Here is a 4,337-nt window from a genome sequence, read left to right as displayed (position 1 = left end):
AAACGCTGAAGCCGAAGTGGCCTATCAGTTCGAGCGTCAAGGTTATTTCTGCGCTGACAACAAAGACAGCAGCAAAGACAAACTGGTATTTAACCGTACCGTCGGTCTGCGCGACAGTTGGGCCAAAATCGCTGGATAAGCGTATACAAGTCTGACGTAAAACCAAAAAAGTAGCTCCCTAGTTAATTAGTGTGAGCTACTTTTTACTATCTGCGGGTCTGTTATGGGCACCAGATAGCAGTAATACCAATCTGGATAAGTTAATGATCAGATATTGCGCAGGGAAAATCATTGAGGACAAGGAGGCGCTTGCCGTAACTAGTGGACTAATTACAAAAGCGTTGACGCAGTCATCAATGATTTTAACCAGCAAGAATGATCAGTTACTTATGTAGATTGGTATAAGAGGACATGGAAATGGGTAAAACCGAGTTAATCAATGCAAGCCAAGCCTTGCCCGGCCGCGACACCGCCCTCGATATCAGCGGAACTCACGCGGTAAACGGTAGCAACATGCTACCTCCCTATGATGCCAATTATGAGATCGCCCACTTCGCACTAGGTTGTTTTTGGGGCGCCGAACGCCTGTTCTGGCAGCTAGAGGGTGTGGTATCCACCGCCGTTGGCTACGGTGGCGGTTTTACGCCTAACCCGACCTATGAAGAAGTGTGCAGCGGTGATACCGCCCACGCCGAAGTCGTGCTGGTGGTGTTCGATCCAACCAAGATTTCCTACCAGCAGTTGGTCATCGCTTTCTTCGAGCACCACGACCCAACCCAAGGCATGCGCCAAGGCGGCGATATCGGTACCCAGTATCGCTCTGCGCTGTATGTGCACAACGAGCAGCAGCAAGCGGTAGCAGAAACCGCCTTAGCCAACTACCAGCAAGCGCTCAGCGAGCAGGGCGTTGAATCGGCGATTACCACCGAGGTAACTGCGTTCTCCAACTTCTATTTTGCTGAAGAGTATCACCAACAGTATCTGTACAAGAATCCGCAGGGCTACTGCGGGCTTGGCGGGCTAGGGGTATGTATGCCGCCTTCGTTGCAGGGTTAAACACCTAACAACAAGTAGGTTTTCCAATAGCAATATAGGCAGCATTGTGCTGCCTATATTGCTATTGGGCTCTGCGATTTTGTTACAGAGAGTCCAACGGGCTCGCGACGCCGTCTGCGCCCATATTGATAACGTGGGTATATATCTGTGTGGTTTTAAGGTCACTATGGCCAAGTTGCGCTTGTATCGTGCGTATGTCGGCGCCGCGTTGCAATAAGTGAGTAGCAAAAGAGTGGCGAAGGGTATGGCAGGTAACGTGTTTCGTGATACCTATTCGGCGACTACTCTGGCGGATGGCACGGCTTATTGCGGTTGGATGGATATGATGACGTCGTAACTCGCCGCCATTGGGATCGTGGCAAAGGGATTGCGAGGGAAACAGGTAATGCCAACCAAACTGCTTATTTGCCAAGGGGTACTTTCTCTCCAGTGCATGGGGTAGCGATACACCGGCGTAATCATCAATTTTAAGATCACGTTCATAGTACTGTCGTGCCACACCAATTTGCTGCTGTAGTGGCTCAAATAATCGCTTAGCCAAGGTGACTCGGCGGTGCTTACCGCCTTTCGCATCCCAAATTGCGATATTGGCATAGTCAAAATCAATGTCGTGTACCCGTAGCCTTAGTGCCTCCATTTTGCGTAGTCCGCTTCCGTACAGCAGTTGAGCCAGTAGAAGATAAGGTGGCGACAAATATTGTAGTAGCGTTGCTACCTCTGCTTCTGTTAACACTACGGGCAACTTTGGCTGGCGCTTGCTTTGTCGGTAGTCCAGTTGAAGAGAAAGAGGCTGCTTAACCACCTCGCGATAGAGAAATACCAGCGCATTAAGCGCAGTTGCTTGAGTTTGCGGTGCACAGTTGCGCTGATTGGCCAAATAGCTCAGAAAGCGCTCTACCTCCGCGTTGTGCATTTTGCTGGGGTGCCTTTTGCAATTGTACAGAATGAAACGCTTTATCCAGTGACGGTATGTTTTGATCGTCGCTTCGCGAAAGCGTTTTGTACGCATGCATTCTTCAACATAGCTGAGATAGGGAGAGCCCATGGCAGCTTCTCTGGATGTGAGTGTATATATATACAGTATTGGGCGTATGCTCTGTTTGCGCCAGCTAGTGTGCTCTCTTTTTTGCTATGTATCCTCCACGATACCGCTAAACGTTTGTTGTAACAGCCTATTTTTAGGTGATAAAGTAGACATTATGTGGTGGATACATAGCGGAACGCTCTGTTTAAAGAGAGCGTTGTGCTATTGAATAAGCTGTTATGTTTACATATGGGATTGATCGAATATAAAGATGGTTTAAAATACGATTGCCTATATATTTTGAGTCACAGAAAGTGGACAATGCTCGTATTATCATCTCGCGCCTAAAAGAATGGGCGAGATCAAATCAAGTACCAATTACCCAAGAGTTAAATCAAATTGACCGAAAGTTGGCTGAGTTTTATAAACATTCAGCATCGGTCAGCGCTAAAAATCTTACCCAAAAGCAGAGTAGCAAAAAGTCTAAAATTAAGAGGAAGCCCAAAACAGTTGTTAATAATAATCCAATAGAAAGCTGCCTTGACAAAATTAACTTCAATATCAAAAAAGTGATAATCCCAGTAAAGGGTTCCTGTCACTTTTGTAAAGTAAAAGGCATTTCTCAGGATGCATACAAACTTACAAATAACCAAACCGCAATTGTTTGTTCAAAGTGTGTAAAGAAGCAGCGAAAGATAAATAGCCCAAAAAATAAAGTTATTTATGTTGATGCTATGGAGCGCCTAGTGCCTGGAAGTTATGGCAGCGGTAAAAAAGCGCGATAAAATGTAAACATAACAAACTGTTAAAGAGTGATTCGCAACGCGTGGCATTTTTACTATGCGTTGAATTTAGTGTTTAAGGTCGTATGCGGGAGCTTCGGCATTGCGTTGCTCACACCTTAACAGGGCGTTAGTTGCTACATTTACATCATGCGGAATATCAATAACTATCAATGAAGGGCAAAGTGAGTTCATTTATGGATGACAAATTACTGAGCAAGTATTTGGAATACGCAGGCACAGAAGAAGCTCTAGCGGTTCTATTTGTGAAAAAACATCTCAATAAAGCAAAAGGACATTGGGTTGATATATCTGAATTTCGCAGGTACGAAATGTCCGAGGATGATATGCATTTTAAATTTGTGAACGGTAGCTTATATAAACGAAAGTTAAAGCCCAAATATCCCCCAAAATCCGATTTTACGATTAACGGTAAGTTCAAAGAGCGCGAATATTATCTGGCAATTCGAGCCATTACATGGGAAACAGCACATAGAGACATAGAGCAGCAAAAAAAGAAAAGGGTAAGGGCAATGAACTTCAAAATAACTGGGGTAAGTTACGACAAAAATCGTGGCAACAAAAACTACTTCAGAGCAGATGCTCCTCCTGAAATAAAGGCTCTTGCTAGAAACCTCAATGATCGTACAAACCCTCTCTGGGATAGTGCTATGGCATATGTTAATGAGCCAGAGTTTGTTTATAAAATCAAGCAAGTCCAAATCTGCTAGAAGTATGCACCTAACAAATTGTTCAAGCAGACAGCTAACAGTCGGCGATTTTGGTTTGAATTGAGTTTAGTGATTACTGTGGCTTTGTTGGGGTTCAGTGGTAGTTAGCTGCTACTTAAAAAGGCGTTATATGCTCAAGGAAAGTATGGAGTAACAATGAAAGTTCAATCAATATTTTTGGCTGCTATATTCACTTTGACCGGTTGCCAATCTCCCATCGATGATATGTTAAACAATCAATTTGTTTCCATTTCGCCTCAGGCCACACCGAAATCTTTAGTTGGTAACTGGACCGGAAATATGGGGCCTTATTTAACTACCTTTAGTTTCGAAAATGACGGATATGGAGTGTTTTGCTATTCGTATGGCACGGCTAATGTAATACAAAAGATAAAATACGCCACGAATATTATTTACATTCAAGATGGCACCAAGCTGGAGCTTAAATCAATGGATGTTAATTCATTTATTGCTAACTCAATCTATTTTGGCGGTAATGAATCAACTTTTTATAAAGACACGGCATTAAGGGAAGCATCTCAATTTTGCGCAAGTCAATTGAGCATATAACAAGCGGTTTATGGATGGGGAAAATAAACAAGACACCCATTTTAGGAAATAAACAAGACACCCATGGAAATAAACAAAGTGGAAATAAACAAGACACCCATTATAGTGGCAACAAACACCAACCTTATCTACGCTTAAAAACACGCTCGTTATCATAGGAATTTGCCATGCCCC

At 43.7% G+C, this 4,337-nt stretch carries 5 protein-coding genes; 4 read left to right on the top strand and 1 reads right to left on the bottom strand.

Annotated features, from left to right (window positions below):
• Positions 1 to 417: 417 nt before the first annotated feature.
• Positions 418 to 1,056, top strand: coding sequence for a peptide-methionine (S)-S-oxide reductase MsrA (msrA, locus tag G462_RS0119925; protein ID WP_026960545.1), 639 nt, complete (start codon positions 418 to 420; stop codon positions 1,054 to 1,056).
• Positions 1,057 to 1,138: 82 nt separating this feature from the next.
• Here msrA and G462_RS0119920 read toward each other — a convergent pair whose 3' ends face one another.
• Positions 1,139 to 2,101, bottom strand: coding sequence for an integron integrase (locus G462_RS0119920; protein WP_026960544.1), 963 nt, complete (start codon positions 2,099 to 2,101; stop codon positions 1,139 to 1,141).
• A 293-nt stretch (positions 2,102 to 2,394) separates the two neighbouring features.
• On the opposite strand from G462_RS0119920, the gene G462_RS0119915 reads away from it, so the two are divergent.
• The 3 genes from G462_RS0119915 to G462_RS23530 all read left to right on the top strand — a co-directional run bounded on the left by G462_RS0119915 (position 2,395) and on the right by G462_RS23530 (position 4,163).
• Entirely contained in the window at positions 2,395 to 2,865 is a 471-nt protein-coding gene (locus tag G462_RS0119915) for a hypothetical protein (protein WP_157378700.1), read from the top strand.
• A 194-nt stretch (positions 2,866 to 3,059) separates the two neighbouring features.
• A complete protein-coding gene (locus tag G462_RS0119910; RefSeq protein WP_026960542.1) occupies positions 3,060 to 3,593 on the top strand; it encodes a hypothetical protein in 534 nt (177 codons plus the stop codon).
• A 156-nt stretch (positions 3,594 to 3,749) separates the two neighbouring features.
• Positions 3,750 to 4,163 (top strand): J517_1871 family lipoprotein, encoded by a 414-nt coding sequence (locus tag G462_RS23530; protein ID WP_051326886.1) that lies wholly within the window; start codon positions 3,750 to 3,752, stop codon positions 4,161 to 4,163.
• Positions 4,164 to 4,337 lie beyond the last annotated feature (174 nt).

Origin of the sequence: Aliagarivorans taiwanensis DSM 22990, from assembly GCF_000429505.1 — a bacterium.
Taxonomy (GTDB): Bacteria; Pseudomonadota; Gammaproteobacteria; order Enterobacterales; family Celerinatantimonadaceae; genus Aliagarivorans; species Aliagarivorans taiwanensis.
The sequence above is the reverse complement of the archived record's forward strand: the minus strand, read 5'-3'. Positions and strand labels throughout refer to the sequence as shown.

Bases quoted from the DNA above. Each gene is read 5' to 3' on its own strand.
- msrA (WP_026960545.1), top strand. From the start codon at position 418: ATGGGTAAAACCGAGTTAATCAATGCAAGCCAAGCCTTGCCCGGCCGC.
- G462_RS0119920 (WP_026960544.1), bottom strand. From the start codon at position 2,101: ATGGGCTCTCCCTATCTCAGCTATGTTGAAGAATGCATGCGTACAAAA.
- G462_RS0119910 (WP_026960542.1), top strand. From the start codon at position 3,060: ATGGATGACAAATTACTGAGCAAGTATTTGGAATACGCAGGCACAGAA.
- G462_RS23530 (WP_051326886.1), top strand. From the start codon at position 3,750: ATGAAAGTTCAATCAATATTTTTGGCTGCTATATTCACTTTGACCGGT.